Annotated in this window: 14 protein-coding genes; 4 read left to right on the top strand and 10 right to left on the bottom strand. The window is 71.9% G+C overall.

The window, feature by feature from the left end:
- Positions 1-60: 60 nt before the first annotated feature.
- From dgt to STRTU_RS10460, 5 genes are all read right to left on the bottom strand, one after another.
- Positions 61-1,386, bottom strand: a complete 1,326-nt coding sequence (dgt, locus tag STRTU_RS10480; RefSeq protein ID WP_246240342.1) for a dGTP triphosphohydrolase — start codon at positions 1,384-1,386, stop codon at positions 61-63.
- A gap of 76 nt (positions 1,387-1,462) precedes the next feature.
- Positions 1,463-1,816 carry a hypothetical protein gene (locus STRTU_RS10475; RefSeq protein ID WP_159743292.1) on the bottom strand — a complete coding sequence of 118 codons (354 nt, stop codon included), beginning with the start codon at positions 1,814-1,816 and terminating at the stop codon, positions 1,463-1,465.
- 417 nt (positions 1,817-2,233) lie between these two features.
- Positions 2,234-3,064, bottom strand: a complete 831-nt coding sequence (gene nadE, locus STRTU_RS10470) for an ammonia-dependent NAD(+) synthetase (protein ID WP_159743291.1) — start codon at positions 3,062-3,064, stop codon at positions 2,234-2,236.
- Between the two features lie 164 nt (positions 3,065-3,228).
- Positions 3,229-3,783: a GH25 family lysozyme gene (locus STRTU_RS10465; protein WP_159743290.1), complete on the bottom strand. Its 555-nt coding sequence runs from the start codon at positions 3,781-3,783 to the stop codon at positions 3,229-3,231.
- A gap of 376 nt (positions 3,784-4,159) precedes the next feature.
- A complete protein-coding gene (locus tag STRTU_RS10460; protein WP_159743289.1) occupies positions 4,160-5,380 on the bottom strand; it encodes a glycosyltransferase family 4 protein in 1,221 nt (406 codons plus the stop codon).
- Positions 5,381-5,613: 233 nt separating this feature from the next.
- On the opposite strand from STRTU_RS10460, the gene STRTU_RS10455 reads away from it, so the two are divergent.
- Positions 5,614-6,405, top strand: coding sequence for a response regulator transcription factor (locus STRTU_RS10455; protein ID WP_159743288.1), 792 nt, complete (start codon positions 5,614-5,616; stop codon positions 6,403-6,405).
- Position 6,406: 1 nt separating this feature from the next.
- Positions 6,407-8,002 (top strand): sensor histidine kinase, encoded by a 1,596-nt coding sequence (locus STRTU_RS10450; RefSeq protein WP_371873580.1) that lies wholly within the window; start codon positions 6,407-6,409, stop codon positions 8,000-8,002.
- A gap of 7 nt (positions 8,003-8,009) precedes the next feature.
- On the opposite strand, the gene STRTU_RS10445 is transcribed toward STRTU_RS10450, so the two are convergent.
- The gene (locus STRTU_RS10445) at positions 8,010-8,426 is read right to left on the bottom strand and encodes a BlaI/MecI/CopY family transcriptional regulator (protein WP_159743287.1); all 417 of its coding nucleotides are present in this window, start codon (positions 8,424-8,426) and stop codon (positions 8,010-8,012) included.
- Positions 8,427-8,706: 280 nt separating this feature from the next.
- Here STRTU_RS10445 and STRTU_RS10440 point away from each other — a divergent pair, with 280 nt between their 5' ends.
- Both STRTU_RS10440 and STRTU_RS10435 read left to right on the top strand, forming a co-directional pair.
- Positions 8,707-9,438: a phosphatase PAP2 family protein gene (locus STRTU_RS10440; RefSeq protein ID WP_159743286.1), complete on the top strand. Its 732-nt coding sequence runs from the start codon at positions 8,707-8,709 to the stop codon at positions 9,436-9,438.
- 197 nt (positions 9,439-9,635) lie between these two features.
- Positions 9,636-9,989 (top strand): hypothetical protein, encoded by a 354-nt coding sequence (locus tag STRTU_RS10435; protein ID WP_246240339.1) that lies wholly within the window; start codon positions 9,636-9,638, stop codon positions 9,987-9,989.
- Positions 9,990-10,234: 245 nt separating this feature from the next.
- Here STRTU_RS10435 and STRTU_RS10430 read toward each other — a convergent pair whose 3' ends face one another.
- The 4 genes from STRTU_RS10430 to gcvH all read right to left on the bottom strand — a co-directional run bounded on the left by STRTU_RS10430 (position 10,235) and on the right by gcvH (position 15,387).
- On the bottom strand, positions 10,235-11,620 hold the full coding sequence (locus tag STRTU_RS10430) for an L-serine ammonia-lyase (RefSeq protein WP_159743285.1): 1,386 nt from the start codon (positions 11,618-11,620) through the stop codon (positions 10,235-10,237).
- Positions 11,621-11,723: 103 nt separating this feature from the next.
- Positions 11,724-13,418: an APC family permease gene (locus STRTU_RS10425; protein ID WP_159743284.1), complete on the bottom strand. Its 1,695-nt coding sequence runs from the start codon at positions 13,416-13,418 to the stop codon at positions 11,724-11,726.
- 237 nt (positions 13,419-13,655) lie between these two features.
- Positions 13,656-14,915 (bottom strand): serine hydroxymethyltransferase, encoded by a 1,260-nt coding sequence (glyA, locus tag STRTU_RS10420; protein ID WP_159743283.1) that lies wholly within the window; start codon positions 14,913-14,915, stop codon positions 13,656-13,658.
- Between the two features lie 94 nt (positions 14,916-15,009).
- Complete coding sequence (gcvH, locus tag STRTU_RS10415) at positions 15,010-15,387, bottom strand: glycine cleavage system protein GcvH (RefSeq protein WP_159743282.1); 378 nt, start codon at positions 15,385-15,387, stop codon at positions 15,010-15,012.
- Positions 15,388-15,465 lie beyond the last annotated feature (78 nt).

The raw sequence follows: 15,465 nt of genomic DNA, 5'->3' as shown, positions 1-15,465 counted from the left end.
CTGGGCCGGGGCCGGTCGGAGTGGGGCCGGAGCGGCTCCGGCCCGGCCCCACCCCCGACCTCACAGCCACACGTTGTCGTTGACCGAGCCCAGGCCCGTACCGGACAGCCGCCGGTGGAGGGCCAGCGCCTGATCCTCGGTCAGCGAGGCGACATGGTCCGCGGCGGCACGCAGCCGGTCGCCGTGCAGCGCCAGCTCCTCGGCGCGGTCCGGCGGCAGCAGCTCGGGTGCGTCATGGCTCCAGCGCAGCAGCTCGCTCACCACCCGCCGCTTGCCGTGCTGCTGGGTGGCCAGCGCCGGGCGGTCGATGACGTAGCACCAGACCAGCTCCTTGAGCAGATCGCAGGCGGCCCGCCGGTCCGCCGGGATCACCAGCTGCGCCCCGTAACGGATCGCCGCCGCGCCGCCCACCTCCAGCGCGATACCGCGGGTGAAGTAGGAGATCAGATCCGCGGTGCGGCGATTGACCGCCACCGCGTCCTCATGGCTGCCGCTGTACGGCGCGGGCACCGCCAGCCGCTTGCCGATGTCCTCCATCATCACCAGCGCGGCCGCCCGGTCGAAGGGCTCGCCCGCCCGCGCCCGCTTGGCCTGCACGTAATCCAGGAAGCGGCGGGTCTCCCGCTCGGTGTCACTGCCCGCGGAGCCGTCCGGCGGGAACAGCGCGGCCAGCGGGATCAGGCCCGTGCGATAGAAGTCCTCGACGTCATGGCAGGCGTAGGTGACATCGTCCGCCCAGTCCATGACCTGCTCCTCGACCGGTACGGCGGTGTCCGTACGGCCGGCTCGCACCCAGGAGAACGCCTCCCGGTCGGCGACGTACACGCCCCACTTCACATGCCGCGCCGGATCCTGGTCGACGGGCGCGCGCTCCCACGGGTACTTCGTGGCGGCGTCCAGACAGGCGCGGGTCAGATGCAGTCCTCGGTGGCCCGGGTATTTGTGGGCGGCGAGGAAGGTCAGTACCCGCAGGGTCTGTGCGTTGCCCTCGAAGCTGTCGAGCACACCGTCCGCGAAGTGCAGTTCGTCCATCGTGGCGCGCAGGGCCAGCTCACCCGCGTGCCCGAAGGGCGGATGGCCGATGTCATGGGCCATGCACGCCGCCTCGACGAGCGCCGGATTCGGCCCGCCGTACTGCCGCTCCAGCCGCTCCGCCATCCGCCGGCCGAGCTGCGCCACCTTCATCGAGTGCGTCAGCCGGGTGTGATACGCGCCCAGCTCGGCGCTCGCCACCACCTGGCTCTTCCCGGCCAGCGCCCGCCACTGCGTCGAGTACAGGATCCGGTCGACGTCATGCTCGAACCCGGACCGCTGCCCGTCGTCGGGCACCCGTCGCCGCAGGGAGTGCTGCTCTAGATCCTCATCGCTGTATCTGGCAGGTCGCATGCGCGGATGGTAGCTCTGCGCCGTCCGTACGGGGCCGTCGCGGGTACAGGGGAGATTCTCGGCTACGGGACAGCCCTTAGGCACTCAGCCGTCTTCTCCAGCGCGGATGGGCGCGGGCGTGGGGGCGGATGTGCGGAGGGTGGGCGTCCGCCCGGCGGCGGCGGTCGTTGCAGAGCAGGCATTTCCCGTAGCCCGGCGGAAGGGGATCTTCCGGGTCGCCGTACAACGGGTCGACCGCGCCATGAGGATGTATGGCGCAGCCGGTCGGGCCGGTCTCCGCCCCCAGCGAGCTGGCGGCGGTGAGCGCTTGGCGGAGGACGTCGACGAGCTGGTCCGCATCGCGCCGGCTGGGCGCGGACTGCAGGGCCGAGGCAAGGTCGGAGGCGGTGGTCAGCGCGGTCTGGAGTTCGCGCAGGTTTGCGTAACCCATGCCTCGGAGCGTAGGCGGACCCACTGACAGTTGATCTTCCGATCGCACTTCGCGGCTTCCCATGGCCGGATGCATGCCCGCTCAGACCCACGATTTAGCACCGTGGCGGTGACGGTTCGCCGGCGGGGGTGTGACGGGCCGGGGTGGCCCTGGGGGTGCGGGCAGGCCGGGCGGGGCTTCCGGGGCGCCGCTGGCGGGGTGCGGCTGGCGGGGTGCGGCTCCCCCCCACCCCCGAACCCACCCCCCGCCCCCTCCCCCGAAGGGGGAGAGGGGGAGGGGGAGGGGGCGGGGGAGAGCTCTGCGGCCGTCTCACGCGGCCGGGGGAGCGCTCCGAGGCCGCCAGGCACCGCGGCCGGGGAGCGCCCCCTCAAGAGCACCCCCTCAAGGCGCGCACCTCAAGGAGCCCCCAGACCCCCCTCAAGGCGCAACCGGCAGCGCCCTCTTGTGCTCCGTGAGCCGGTAGCGGCGGATGATCGCCTCGGCGGCCACGGCGTCGACCGGCTTGCCCTCCAGGAAGTCGTCGATCTGGTCGTAGCTCACACCCAGCGCGTCCTCGTCCGGCTTGCCCGGGTCAAGCGTCTCCAGATCGGCCGTGGGCACCTTGTGGACCAGCTCCCCGGGGGCGCCCAGCGCCTCCGCCACGGCGCGTACCCGGCGCTTGGTGAGCCCGGTGAGCGGTACGACATCGGCCGCGCCGTCGCCGAACTTGGTGAAGAAGCCGGAGACCGCCTCGGCCGCGTGGTCGGTGCCGACGACCAGGCCGTCATGGGCGCCCGCGACCGCGTACTGCGCGATCATGCGCTGCCGGGCCTTGATGTTGCCCTGGACGAAGTCCTGGTGGTGGGCGTCGCGGAAGACGAGCCCGCCGTCCAGCGCGGCCTGCAGCGCCGCATCGCTCGCCGGGCGGATGTCGACGGTCAGCTCCCGGTCGGCGCGGAGGAACTCCAGCGCCCGCTGGGCGTCCTTCTCGTCCGCCTGGACGCCGTACGGCAGCCGCATCGCGTAGAACGTCGCCTCGTGGCCGGCCGCGCGCGCCCGCTCCACTGCGAGCTGGCAGAGCCGGCCCGTGGTCGTGGAGTCGACGCCGCCGCTGATGCCGAGAACCAGCGAGCGCAGGCCCGTGGAGGTCAGCCGCTCCGTGAGGAAGGTCACCCGGTGCTCGATCTCCTGCCCGGCGTCGAAGGACGCGGTCACCTGGAGATCCCGGGCGATCTCCTGCTGCAGGGCCTTCGACGCCGGGTCGCTCACGGCTGCTCCTCTTGTTCTCGTACTGCGTCGTGTTCTCGTGCTGCGTGTTCTCGTGTCGCGTCGCGCACCAGCGGTGACGCGCTGCTCCGGGCTGCGTACGCAGCGTTTCCGCGCCGCCTGCGTGCGGTACCTGGCGGCGCGCATCGGCGTGCCGGTAGGAAACCTTATGCCGGGTGCGCCCACTTCTTGAGGGCGGCCTTGCTGGAGAAGTCCGCGACGTCCTTGTCCAGCGGCTGGTCGGTGTACTGATGGATGCGCCACTTCGCCTTGATCCGCGGGTGCCCGGCGGAGACGTAGTCGGCGATCCACAGGCCGTCGGCCGCGTAGGACGTGGTGTCGCGGTTGAGCCAGAAGTCGCGGTTGCAGTAGAGCATCACCCGGTGCGTGGGGCGCAGCTTCTTCACCTCGCGCAGGAATTGATCTTTCTGTGCATTGCTCGCACAGGTCCCCTCGCCGGTGCGTTCCCAGTCGCAGGCCAGAATGTCGCCCTGGACCGAGGCGCACTTCTCGACGAAGTATTCCGCCTGGGCGGCGATATTGCCCGGCCACAGAAAGTGGTAGAAACCCACCACACAGCCCGCTTTACGTGCCTTTGACGCCTGTGCGGACTGGTTCGGGTTGATGTAGGAGCGGCCTTCGGTGGCCTTGACGAAAACGAAATCCAGCCCCGCGGTGGAATACGAGGTGTTGTGGGAGCTGACATCGACACCGTGCAGCATGAGCGGCCTCCTGCCGTCGGACCTGCGGATTCGAAGCGTCAACTGCTCGAAGCGTCACCTGTGTTGCTGCGTGTTCCGGACGTTCCGTGAAGTGGCGCGTTCCGCGATGCGCCGATTTCGTGATCGATCCGGAACCGGGATCCAGTGTTTCGGCGTCCCCTCTGCTATTCCCTGCGAAGCGCCGTGCGAAGCGCGCGTGCGCCGTGCCCTGCTCCGTTCCCGGTGATCCGGATTCCTGGTGATCCAGATTCCCGCTGATCCGGTTCCCAGTGATCCGATTTCTTCCAGCAGTTCAGCATCTTTGCTTCCGGGGACGCCGCATTCCGGGCGGGAAGTTCCTAGTCCTGCGGTCAAGTTGAGGTGGTGGCAGGGTGTTTCAGCGTCGCAGGGCGCGTCGCAGCAGCCGTCGTGCGCGGGCGCGGGCGTTCGCCAGGGCACGTTGCCGGGCCCGCCGTCCGCGCGTCGACCGCAGTTCCCCGAACAGGAGTTGATAGCGCTCGGCGATCGGCTCCGGGTCGTAGCGGTGTGAGCTCTGCAGCGCGCGCTCGGCCATCGTGCGGCGGCGCTCGGGCTCCTCGATGAGGGTGAGCAGCGCCTCGGTCAGCGCCGGGCCGTCGCCGCGCGGCACCAGCAGCCCGTCCGTACCGTCGTGGATGATCTCGGCCGGGCCCAGCGGGCAGTCGGTGCTGACGACGGGTACCCCGCAGCGCATCGCCTCGACGATGGTCATGCCGAACGACTCGGCGTCCGAGGCCGAGGCGACGATCGACGCCTTGGCGAACTCCGCCTCGATCGGCGAGCGCGGCCCGGTCAGCTCCGCCTGCCCGCCCAGCCCGAGCCCGTCGATCAGCCCCTGGAGCTGCGCCCGTTCGGCGCCGCCGCCGTGTATCCGCAACCGCCAGTCGGGGTGCTTGGCGGCGACCGCGGAGAACGCCTCGATCAGCAGGTCGAAGCGCTTGCCGCGGACCAGCCGGCCGGCCGCCGCGATCACCTTCGAGGTGCCCTCGGACGGCGGCCCGTCCGGCGCGGGCACGATGTTGGGCACCGCCAGGACGCGTACGCCGGGCAGCGGCATCCGCGCGCGGTAGACGGCGGCATCCGCCTCGGTGGTGGTGACCACGGCGTCCAACGTCCGGTAATGGCGGGCGAGTTCGGCGCGGAGCCGTTTGCTGTGGGCGTCGTGCCGGAGGTGCTCCTGGGCGATCCGCAGTGCCCGATGGGGTCCGAACCGCGCCAGGTAGACATTGATGCCGGGCCGGGTGCCGATCAGTATGTCCGCGTCGGTGGTGCGCAGCAGCTCCGCGGCGCGGACGTCGACCAGCCGGCTGTATTGGTGGTGCCGCTTCTCCGCGAGCGGGAAGTCCTGCGCGGGTTCGCCGAACAGCGGATCGGCCATGTCGTCGCTGCCGACCCGGGTGTCCACCAGCGGGACCAGCCGCACCCGGGGGTCCACGGTGAACCGCGGGACCTCGCGGTGTCTCAGCATCGAGACGATCTCGACGTCGTGCCGGTCGGCGAGCGCGGCGGCGAGGTTGAGGGTGGTGCGGACGGTGCCGCCGATGGCGTAGGCGTTGTGCAACAGCAGGGTGATCTTCATGCGGTGTGGTGTCTTCCCCGGGTGTGCCGAATGATTCCGACCGGCCGGTACCTGCGCGGATGGTGGCCGCGACCGGCCCGTCCGGCACTCGGCCACCGTGTCGTCACGGGGTAAGCCGATGGCGTGGCCCGGGTGAGAGCCCGGTAAGAACCAGGGGTGAGAGCCGGGTAAGAAAGCCGCCGCCCCACCGGCCGCCCGTCAGCGCACCGCCGGACTCTTGGCAGACTTGCCGGGTGACCCATTCCGTACTGCTCGCCGAGGACGACCGCCCCATCCGTACCGCGCTGGAGCGTGCCCTGACCCTGGAGGGGTACCAGGTCACGGCCGTCGCCGACGGCATCCAGGCGCTGGCCGCCGCCCACCGCGAGCGGCCGGATGTGATCCTGCTGGACGTGATGATGCCGGGCATCGACGGGCTCCAGGTGTGCCAGGTGCTGCGGGCCGAGCAGGACCGCACCCCGATCCTGATGCTCACCGCCCGGGTCGAGACCGCGGACCGGATCGCCGGACTGGACGCCGGGGCGGACGACTACGTGGTCAAGCCGTTCGAGGTCGAGGAGGTCTTCGCCCGGCTGCGGGCGCTGCTGCGGCGGTCGACGGCCGGCTCGGCCGGGGCGGCCGACGGCGGCGGGCAGGCGGCCGGTCCCGACGGTGCCGATGAGAACGGCGAGGCGGGTGGGTCCGCGGAGGCCGGCGGGGCGTACGAGGCACTGGTGGCGGACAGCGGAGTCGTCGAGGCGGCGGATCTGCGGATCGACGGCCCCTCGCGCCGTGCCTGGCGCGGCGAGCGGGAGCTGGAGCTGACCCGGACCGAGTTCGAGCTGCTGGAACTGCTGGCCCGGAACGCCGGGATCGTGCTCGACCATTCGACGATCTACGACCGGATCTGGGGCTACGACTTCGGTCCGGGCTCGAAGAACCTCGCGGTGTACGTGGGCTATCTGCGCCGCAAGGTCGACGTCCCCGGCAGCCGGCCGCTGATCCATACGGTGCGTGGCGTCGGCTATGTGCTGAGGGAGGACTGAGGTGGCGGGACGGGACGAGCGCACCGGGACCGGGCCGCGTGCCAGGCACCCCCGGCTGCTCTCTCGCCTGTGCTCCCGCCTGAGCCGCCACCTGCCTTCCTGGCTCCGCTCCCGGCTGCGCTCCTGGCGGCGCGGCGGGTCGGCGGCCTGGGTGCGCACCCGCAGGCCCGCCAGTCTGCGCACCGCCTTCGCGGTGGCGTTCGCCGCCGGGGCCGCCGCGGTGACCGTCCTCGTCGGATTCCTCAGCTACGACGCGGCGGCCCGGCTGGTACGCGTCGATGAGAAATCGGTGTTCTCGCAGGTCGTACGGGATCTGCGCACCCAGGTCCAGGAGAAGCCGTTCCGGCCCGCCGACTACGCGACCGCCGACCCCGACCATGACGGGCCGCGCGATGATCTCACCCGGCCCAGCCGTACCGAGGTGCAGCTCCTGGGCGCGGGCGGCCGGATCGTGGAGCGGGGGAGCCCGGTGCTGCCGGCCGGTGCCGTGGAACGCCGGATCGCCGACGACGACCGGGCGGGCGCGTATGCGGAGCGGGAGGCGGACATCGGCGACGAGGAATACCACGTCGCGACCGTCGCGCTCGGCGGCGGCCGCGGGGCGGTCCAGGTCGCCCAGAAGTTCAGCGAGACCGAGGATCTGCTCTCCGCGCTCCAGCAGCGCACCGCCCTGCTGGCCGCCGCCGTCATCGCGCTGGCCGGGACGGGCGGCTGGTGGCTGGCGCGCCGGATCACCGGCCGGCTGGTGCGGCTGACCGCGGTCGCCGAGAGCGTGGCGGAGCACGGGCGGCTGGACGTCCCGGTCCCGGTGGCCGGGCGCGACGAGGTCGCCCGGCTCGGGCGCGCCTTCGACGACATGCTCGGCCGGCTGGCCAGCGCCGTCCAGGACCAGCAGCGCCTCGTCCAGGACGCCGGACACGAGCTGCGCACCCCGCTGACCTCGCTCCGCACGAACATCTCCCTGCTGAAACGGTTCGACGAACTGCCGCCGGACGCCCGCGAGGAGCTGTTGGCCGATCTGGGGGGCGAGGCCCGGGAACTCAGCGATCTGGTCAACGAGCTGGTGGATCTGGCCGCCGGAACGCGCGACGACGATCCGCTCGCCGAGGTGGGTCTGGCCGAGGTCGCGGAGAAGGCGGCCGCCTCGGCCCGCCGCCGCACCGGCCGCGAGATCACCGTACGGACCGTGCGCCCGGCGGTGGTCGAGGGACGCCCCGCCGCGCTGAACCGTGCGCTCACGAACCTGCTGGAGAACGCCGCCAAGTTCGACGCGGGCGGCACGGAGCCGATCGAGGTCGTGGTCACCGGCGCCCGGGTCGAGGTCCTGGACCGCGGCCCCGGTATCGCGGACGCCGATCTCACCCGCGTCTTCGACCGCTTCTACCGCGCCGCGGCCGCCCGCGGCCTCCCCGGCTCCGGCCTCGGCCTCGCCATCGTCCGCGAAATCGCCACCGCCCACGGCGGCCACGCCTTCGCCACCCACCGCCCCGGAGGCGGCGCCACGCTGGGGTTCACGGTCGGCACGGGCACGGGCACGGGCCAGGGGAGCGCCATGGGTCCCGGCGGGGCCCACATGGAGAACGGGGCGGGTTCTTAGGGGCCGGTCATAGGGCGTCCCCCGGACCGGGCTGCGGCCCCTCGGGAGCGCCGCCCTCCGCCCCCGCCAGGAGAACCCGCAGCAACTGCTCATCCTCACTGGTCAGTTGGGAGACGAAGCGGGCGAGTGCCGTACTGCGGTCGTCCTGTTTGTCGAGTTCGCTGCGCATCCGCCGGGCGGTCAGGCCCGCGGAGTCCTGTATGGGCGAGTAGGCGAAGCCACGGCCGGCACGGGAGCGGGATACGGCCCCCTTGTCGTGCAGCCGGGTGAGGATCGTGGTGATGGTGGTGCGCGCGAGCTGTCCGCCCAGCGCGCTCTGCACCTCGGCGGCGCTCAGCGGGCCCTCGGCCGCCCAGAGCGCCCCGAGTACGCTCGCCTCCAGCTCGCCGGGCGGGCGCCGCGGCACGGGTGGTGTCTCCGCCATGGAACGCCCTCCACCACTTCGTCATCTACAGTGCGTAGACCGTCTACGTAGCTGTAGTCGGTCGGGCCGACCGCACAGCAGGCCCGCAACCCATTATGAGAGGGCCCGCCGACATGCCAGCAGCCGCCGCCTTTCCGCAGGTGACAGCGGTTGCCAAGGCCATGAACGGGCACCGCCCCGACCCCCTGCCCACGGCATCCCGAGCGCCCCACATCACCATCCCGCGGCGCTCCACGACAGGTCCACGCACCACCCGGCCGCGCCCCCTGGCGGCCACCCGGTGACGCCGCCCGGCCCGGAACCGGAACCCCCGGGGCCACCGGGGGAGCAGCCACGGCCGGAGCCGCAGCCGGAACTCCCGATCCCCCGCCGCCCCACCGCCCCGCTCGTTACCTTCGCCGCCCTCTGCGCGGCACTCTTCGCCGCCACCGCCCTGGCCGTGTCCGTACGGCACGGCGCCCCGCTCGCCGCCGAACAGGCCGCCGTCCGCTGGTCCGTCGCCCACCGCGGGGAGCCCGCGCGCTCCATGGCCCGGGCGCTGACCGCCACCGGCAGCGGCCCGGTCCCGTATCTGATGGCGGTGCTCGCCGGTCTGCTGGCCGGACGGCGGGCGCGCGGCCGGCTGCGCGCGGTGAGCTGCGCCGTCGTCGTCCTCGCCGTCGGCCAGGCGATCCGCTACGGCCTGATGGAACTCCTCGCCCGCCCCCGTCCCCCGGCCACCGACTGGGCCGGAACCGCCTCCGGATACGCGTTCCCCTCCGGCCACGCCACCACCTCCCTGCTGGCGGCCGGAATCCTGGCCTGGGGCATCGCCCGCCGCGCCCGCCCCGCCGTGGCCCGCACCTGGTGCGTGGTGCTCGCCCTCTGGGCCGCCGGAGTCGGCCTCACCCGCATCTACCTGGGCGTCCACTGGCCCGGCGATGTCCTCGGCGGCTGGTTCCTGGCGGCCGCCCTGCTCGCCCTGGCGCTCCTGTTGGAACCGTTCGCCCTCCGCCCCCCGAACCGCTCCTGACCGGGCCCGCACGCGCTCCTGCCGCACCTATCCGCACCCATTCCCATGACTAGCTGACGATCCGACCAGGTCTTCCCCAAGGCGGCATGGACGTGCCCCACGCCGAGCAGCACATCCCTGGGCGCCGGGACGACGGAGCGACCCGCCCACGGCGCCACTCACCGCACGCACCACCGCACCATCAGGGGGACCGCACGATGAACCAGCCACTCAACACCCCACCGCCCCGCCGCCCCGCTGACGCGAACCCCGCGCCCCACGTCCCTGGCACGAACCCTGCGCCTCACGTCCCCGGCGCGAACTCCACGCCCTCCATCCGCTGCCCGGCCGCCGCAGCCAAGGACCCCACCCCCTGCGAGGGACCACAGGACGCGGCCACCATCATCGACCGTCACGGCCGTGAATCCGCCGGCTGCATCCACCACTGCGCCCGCCTACTGGCCGGCCTCGAAGGCGCCCGAGTCCACCCCTTCGTCCCCGCACCCCAGGCCCTGGACATCTACTCCCGCGCCCGCGAACTCCCGCCTTTCGCCTGGGAGATCGGCAGATAGCCCATCCGGCCCCACCACCGCGAGCGCGCCCCCTGACGGGCCGCCGCCAACCGCCGCACCGGCCTCCGCGAGCGGTCCTGGAGAGCCCCGCTACCGCGTCCACGGCAAACACCTCGACCACCGCATCGCCTACGCCCAGTCAGTGGCGGGCCTCTGGCGGGCGGACAGGGACGACGAAAGGTAGGACCCGATGGGCCCTACCTTTCGTCACGGTCCTGCGCAGCCGTCAGCTTTCAGCCTCGGGCTCAGCACTCGATGATGTTGACCGCCAGCCCGCCCCGCGCCGTCTCCTTGTACTTGACGCTCATGTCGGCGCCGGTGTCCTTCATGGTCTTGATGACCTTGTCGAGGGAGACGTGGTGGCGGCCGTCGCCGCGGAGGGCCATGCGGGCGGCGGTGACGGCCTTGACGGCGGCCATGCCGTTGCGTTCGATGCAGGGGATCTGGACGAGGCCGCCGACCGGGTCGCAGGTCAGGCCGAGGTTGTGTTCCATGCCGATCTCGGCGGCGTTCTCGACCTGTTCGGGGGAGCCGCCCAGGACCTCGGCGAGGCCGCCGGCGGCCATGGAGCAGGCCGAGCCGACCTCGCCCTGGCAGCCGACCTCGGCGCCGGAGATGGAGGCGTTCTCCTTGAAGAGCATGCCGATGGCGCCGGCCGCGAGCAGGAAGCGGACCACGCCGTCCTCGTCGGCGCCGGGCACGAAGTTGATGTAGTAGTGCAGGACGGCGGGGATGATGCCGGCCGCGCCGTTGGTGGGGGCGGTCACCACCCGGCCGCCGGCCGCGTTCTCCTCGTTCACGGACATCGCGTAGAGCGTGGTCCACTCCATGGCGCGGGCGGCCGCATCGCCCTCGGAGCGCAGTGCGCGGGCGGAGTTCGCGGCCCGGCGGCGGACCTTGAGGCCGCCGGGCAGGATGCCCTCACGGGTCATCCCGCGGCTCACACAGGCCTGCATGACCTGCCAGATCTCCAGCAGCCCGGTGCGGATCTCGTCCTCGGTGCGCCAGGCCTTCTCGTTCTCCAGCATGAGGGCGGAGATCGACAGGCCGGTGTCCCGGGCCAGCCGCAGCAGCTCGTCGCCGGTGCGGAAGGGGTGGGTCAGGACGGTGTCGTCGGGCACGATCGGGTTCTCGCCGGCGACGGCGTCCTCGTCGACGACGAAGCCGCCGCCCACCGAGTAGTACGTCTTCTCCAGCAGCGGGGTGCCGGCCGCGTCGTAGGCGAAGAGCGTCATGCCGTTCGCGTGGTAAGGCAGCGCGCGGCGGCGGTGCAGGACCAGCTCGTTCGCCTCGTCGAAGTCGATCTCGTGGGCGCTGCCTATTTCGGCGCCCAGCAGCCGCAGCCGCTTGGTGGTGCGGATGCGCTCGACCTCGCCGTCGGCGGATTCCACGTCGACGGTGCGGGGCGAGTGGCCTTCGAGGCCGAGGAGGACGGCCTTGGGGGTGCCGTGGCCGTGGCCGGTGGCGCCGAGCGAGCCGAAGAGTTCGGCGCGGACGCGGACCGTCCCGGAGAGCAGACCGTCCTTCTTGAGGCGTCCGACGAACATCCGGGCGGCGCGCATCGGGCCGACGGTGTGGGAGCTGGAGGGACCGATGCCGATGGAGAAGAGATCGAAGACGGAGATGGCCACGGGGGCGGACTCCCTTGTCTGCTCGTGGTGGACGGTGGAGCTGGGGGGTGAGGGGAGATTCTGCGCCGGTTTTCGAGCGTAACGCGGACCCGGCGCGGTGCCGTCAGACGGAAACCATCCGGTGTCCGTCGTCGGAGGTAACAGTGGGTGCCGGGGTGGTTTCGTCGGGGGACGGGGAGCCGGTCAGGCCCCGTTCGTGGGCCCTGACTCCGGAGCGCACGGCCCAGAAGTAGAAGAGCGGGGCGGTGACCGCGATCACAGCGGTGCCCAGCTCGCCGGGGAGCAGACCCCGGCCGCCGAACTCCCGGCCGCCCAGCGCGGACACCGTGGCCGTCCACACCAGGAAGGCGATCATCCACCAGGCGGGGGCGAACTGCCGCAGCAGGCCCGCTGCCCGCCCGCCCTTGCCGGACGCCTCGCCGCCCTTGGCGATCTCGCCCCGGCGCCACAGCACCAGCGCCGCGATCGGCGCGGACACCAGCGTCAGCACGGTGATCTTGCCGGTCTCCGGCCACTTCGACCAGTACAGCGCGCAGGCGGCGAAGGCGAAGGTGACCGGGCACAGCACCCCGGCGGCCGGCAGCCGGAAGGGCCGGGGCAGGTCAGGGCGGGTCCGCCGCAGCACGCCCACCGCGACCGGGCCGATCAGATACGAGATGACCATGGCCGCCGAGACCACACCGGCCAGCGCCTGCCAGCTGCGGCCGACGGTGAGCAGCAGCAGGACGGAGAAGCCGAGGTTGAGCCACATCGCGGGGCGGGCGGTGCCGTAGCGGGGGTGCACGGCCGCCAGCTTCCGGGGGAAGAACCGGGTCTCGGCGAGGTTGGTGACCATGTAGGCGGCCGAGGCGACATTGGCGATGTTGGACCCGGCCGGCGAGATGAACGCGCCGAACTGCAGCATGGTGACCACCCAGTGCAGCATCAGCAGCCCGGCGAGGTCGGCGAACGGCGAGTTGAGGTTCACGCCCTGCCAGCCGCCGGACCGCTCCAGCAGCTCCGGCGGCACCGCGCCGAGGTAGGCGACCTGCAGTGCCAGGTAGATCACCAGACCCAGGGCGAGCGCGCCGGCCAGGGCGAGCGGGATGGCCCGGCCCGGGTTCTTCGCGGCCCCGCCGAGGTTGACCACGGCCTGGAACCCGTTGAAGGCGAAGACCACACCGCAGGTGGTGACGGCGGTGAGCACGGCCGGCCAGCCGTACGGGGCGAAGCCGCCGTGCGCGGTGAAGTTCGAGGTGTGGAAGCCGGACCCGATCAGCGCGAGCACCGCCAGCACCGGGATGGCGAACTTGACCAGGGTGAGCACGGTGTTGGCGCGGGCCAGCAGCTGCACCGACCAGAAGCAGGTCAGCCAGAGCGCGAGGGTCAGCAGCAGCGCCACCGCCGTGCCGGAGACGGTCAGCTGGTGGGTGGCCGGATCGACCAGGCCCTTCGCCCAGTCGAAGCTCCAGGACGTCATGTACTGGGTGGCCGCGATCGACTCGATCGGGATCAGCGAGGCGGTCGCGATCCACACCGCCCAGCCGGTGAGGAAGCCGAGGACCGGGCCGTGCGAGAGGTGCCCGTAGCGGGCCATCCCGCCGGGGATCGGATAGGCCGAGCCGACCTCGGCGTACGACATCGCGATCATGCCGATGAAGACGACGCCGATCACCCAGGCGACGATTGCCGCGGGGCCCGCCACCTGGGCGGCAGAGCCGGCTCCGAAGAGCCATCCGGAGCCGAAGATCGAACCTATGCCGATCATGATGAGGGCGAAGAGGCTGAGCCCCTTGCGCTCGCCGGCGCTCATGTCCATGAAAAGTGTCGTCCGTCCTGGTGGTGCCGCATGCCCCCTCGCTGCCGAAGGGCCGTTGACTGTGCCGCGGACACCTTATTTCGGCCGAATGACGGGAATGCCACGGCGCAACGGGATCACCGGCGCGCGGCGGCCCCCGCAGAGCGTGAGCCCGGGGCCAACGGCCCCGGGCTCACGGCCCGTTCAGTCCCTGACCGCCCTGCGCGGACGGTCGGGAAGGTCACCGCATGAGACGCGTCACAGCGACGGGTAGAGGGGGAACTTGCCCGCGAGCGCGGCGACCCGGGCCTTGAGGGCGTCGGCGTCGTAGCTGGGCTTGAGGGCCTCGGCGATGATGTCGGCGACCTCGCGGAAGTCCTCGGCCTGGAAGCCGCGGGTGGCCAGGGCCGGGGTGCCGATGCGCAGGCCGGAGGTGACCATCGGCGGGCGGGGGTCGTTCGGGATGGCGTTGCGGTTGACGGTGATGCCGACCTCGTCGAGGCGGTCCTCGGCCTGCTGGCCGTCCAGCTCGGAGTCGCGCAGGTCGACCAGGACGAGGTGGACATCGGTGCCGCCGGACAGCACGGAGACGCCGTGCTGTCGGACGTCGTCCTGCACCAGGCGCTCGGCCAGGATGCGGGCGCCCTCCAGGGTGCGCTGCTGGCGCTCCTTGAAGTCGTCGGAGGCGGCGACCTTGAAGGAGACGGCCTTGGCGGCGATGACGTGCTCCAGCGGACCGCCCTGCTGGCCGGGGAAGACCGCGGAGTTGATCTTCTTGGCGAGCTCCTGGGTGGAGAGGATCACACCGCCGCGGGGGCCGCCGAGGGTCTTGTGCGTAGTGGTGGTGACCACATGGGCGTGCGGTACGGGGGAGGGGTGCAGGCCCGCCGCCACCAGACCGGCGAAGTGCGCCATGTCGACCATCAGGTACGCGCCGACCTCGTCCGCGATCCGGCGGAAGGCGGCGAAGTCCAGCTGGCGCGGGTAGGCCGACCAGCCCGCCACGATCAGCTTGGGACGGTGCTCCTTGGCGAGGCGCTCGACCTCCTCCATGTCGACGAGGTTGGTCTTCTCGTCGACGTGGTAGGGCACCACGTTGTAGAGCTTGCCACTGAAGTTGATCTTCATGCCGTGGGTCAGGTGCCCGCCGTGCGCGAGGTTGAGACCCAGGATGGTGTCGCCCGGCTTGATCAGCGCGAACATGGCCGCGGCGTTGGCCTGGGCGCCGGAGTGCGGCTGCACGTTGGCGGCCTCGGCACCGAAGAGCGCCTTGATGCGGTCGATGGCGATCTGCTCGACGACATCGACGTGCTCACAGCCGCCGTAGTAGCGGCGGCCGGGGTAGCCCTCGGCGTACTTGTTGGTGAGGACGGAGCCCTGCGCCTCCATGACGGCGAGCGGGGCGAAGTTCTCCGACGCGATCATTTCGAGGGTGGACTGCTGGCGGTGGAGTTCGGCGTCGACGGCGGCGGCGACGTCGGGGTCGAGCTCATGGAGGGAGCTGTTGAGAAGCGACATGAGTCTTCCTGGGGGAGTCAGGGGCGCGACGGGGGCCCTGGACGGAGTCCGGGGAGGCTTCGCGCGGGCGGTGGCGGGTCGGGACGAGCCGGGCTCAGCTCTGGATGAAGGCGGCGTACTCGTCGGCCGAGAGCAGTTCGCCCGGCTCGCCGCTGATCTTCACCTTGAACAGCCAACCACCCTCGAACGGGGCGGTGTTCACCAGCGAGGGGTCGTTGACGACATCCTCGTTGATCTCGGCGATCTCACCGTCGACCGGCGAGTAGAGATCGCTGACCGACTTGGTCGACTCCAGCTCACCGCAGGTCTCGCCCGCCGCGACCGTGGAGCCCACCTCCGGGAGCTGGACGTAGACGACATCGCCGAGCGCGTTGGCCGCGTGCTCGGTGATGCCGACCGTCGAGACGCCGTCCTCGGCGCCCGACAGCCACTCGTGCTCCTTGCTGTAGCGCAGCTGCTGGGGGTTGCTCATGGCTCGATTCTCCTGTACGCGAGGGTGTGATCGTGAAGGGGGGCACTCCCCCGGTTACCGCTGGGGGGACCCCCACCC

Source organism: Streptomyces tubercidicus, assembly GCF_027497495.1.
In the GTDB taxonomy this organism is placed as follows: Bacteria; Actinomycetota; Actinomycetes; order Streptomycetales; family Streptomycetaceae; genus Streptomyces; species Streptomyces tubercidicus.
This window is presented reverse-complemented; position numbering and strand designations above follow the sequence as displayed.

What these genes read in the sequence shown, in the direction of transcription:
- gcvH (WP_159743282.1), bottom strand. Translation starts at nt 15,387, where the DNA reads ATGAGCAACCCCCAGCAGCTGCGCTACAGCAAGGAGCACGAGTGGCTG.
- STRTU_RS10475 (WP_159743292.1), bottom strand. Translation starts at nt 1,816, where the DNA reads ATGGGTTACGCAAACCTGCGCGAACTCCAGACCGCGCTGACCACCGCC.
- STRTU_RS10435 (WP_246240339.1), top strand. Translation starts at nt 9,636, where the DNA reads ATGAACCAGCCACTCAACACCCCACCGCCCCGCCGCCCCGCTGACGCG.
- glyA (WP_159743283.1), bottom strand. Translation starts at nt 14,915, where the DNA reads ATGTCGCTTCTCAACAGCTCCCTCCATGAGCTCGACCCCGACGTCGCC.
- STRTU_RS10465 (WP_159743290.1), bottom strand. Translation starts at nt 3,783, where the DNA reads ATGCTGCACGGTGTCGATGTCAGCTCCCACAACACCTCGTATTCCACC.
- STRTU_RS10425 (WP_159743284.1), bottom strand. Translation starts at nt 13,418, where the DNA reads ATGGACATGAGCGCCGGCGAGCGCAAGGGGCTCAGCCTCTTCGCCCTC.
- STRTU_RS10445 (WP_159743287.1), bottom strand. Translation starts at nt 8,426, where the DNA reads ATGGCGGAGACACCACCCGTGCCGCGGCGCCCGCCCGGCGAGCTGGAG.
- dgt (WP_246240342.1), bottom strand. Translation starts at nt 1,386, where the DNA reads ATGCGACCTGCCAGATACAGCGATGAGGATCTAGAGCAGCACTCCCTG.
- STRTU_RS10460 (WP_159743289.1), bottom strand. Translation starts at nt 5,380, where the DNA reads ATGAAGATCACCCTGCTGTTGCACAACGCCTACGCCATCGGCGGCACC.